The 1,037-nt window shown below is 64.6% G+C and carries 1 protein-coding gene; it reads right to left on the bottom strand.

Annotated elements, in window-relative coordinates; translation table 11 throughout:
* Positions 1–2: 2 nt before the first annotated feature.
* A partial coding sequence (locus tag MUB52_RS23910; RefSeq protein WP_263846665.1) for an S-(hydroxymethyl)glutathione dehydrogenase/class III alcohol dehydrogenase occupies positions 3–1,037 on the bottom strand: 1,035 nt, incomplete at its 5' end.

Below are 1,037 nucleotides of genomic sequence, written 5' to 3' on the forward strand. Positions count from 1 at the left end.
CCTCAGAACTCCACGACGGCGCGGATGGATTTGCCTTCGTGCATCAGCTCGAAGCCGTGGTTGATCTCGTCGAGCGTGAGCTTGTGGGTGATCATCGGGTCGATCTCGATCTTGCCGTCCATGTACCAGTCCACGATCTTCGGCACATCCGTGCGCCCCTTGGCCCCGCCAAACGCCGTGCCGCGCCAGACCCGGCCCGTGACCAGCTGGAACGGCCGCGTGGCGATCTCGGCCCCCGCGGGGGCCACCCCGATGATGATGCTCTCGCCCCACCCCTTGTGCGCCGCCTCGAGGGCCGTGCGCATCACGTTCACATTGCCCGTGGCGTCAAAGGTGTAATCCGCCCCGCCTTTCGTAATCTCAACCAGATGGGCCACCATATCCCCATCCACCTTCGACGGATTGACAAAATCCGTCATCCCGAAGTGTTTGCCCATGGTCGCCTTGTCATCGTTCAGATCGACGCCCACGATCTGATCCGCCCCCGCCAGACGCAACCCCTGGATCACGTTGAGCCCGATGCCGCCCAGGCCGAAGACCACGCAGCGCGACCCGATCTCGACCTTCGCGGTGTTGATCACCGCCCCGATGCCCGTGGTGACCCCGCAGCCGATGTAGCAGATCTTGTCGAAGGGCGCGTCCTTGCGGACCTTCGCGAGCGCGATCTCCGGCACCACCGTGTGATTGGCGAAGGTCGAGCAGCCCATGTAATGATGGATCGGCGTGCCATCCAGCATCGAGAACCGCGTCGAGCCATCCGGCAGCAGCCCCTGGCCTTGGGTGCTGCGCACCTTCTGGCAGAGGTTGGTTTTCGGGTTCAGGCAGTACTCGCATTCGCGGCATTCCGGCGTGTAGAGCGGGATCACGTGGTCGCCCACCTCGAGGCTCGTCACCCCCTCGCCCAGCTCCACCACAACGCCCGCGCCCTCATGGCCGAGGATCGCCGGAAAGATGCCTTCCGGGTCGTCGCCCGAGCGCGTGAACTCATCCGTATGACAGAGCCCGGTGGCCTTGATCTCCACCAGAACCTCGCCCGC

It is taken from the genome of Roseobacter sinensis (assembly GCF_025755255.1).
GTDB lineage: Bacteria > Pseudomonadota > Alphaproteobacteria > Rhodobacterales > Rhodobacteraceae > Roseobacter > Roseobacter sinensis.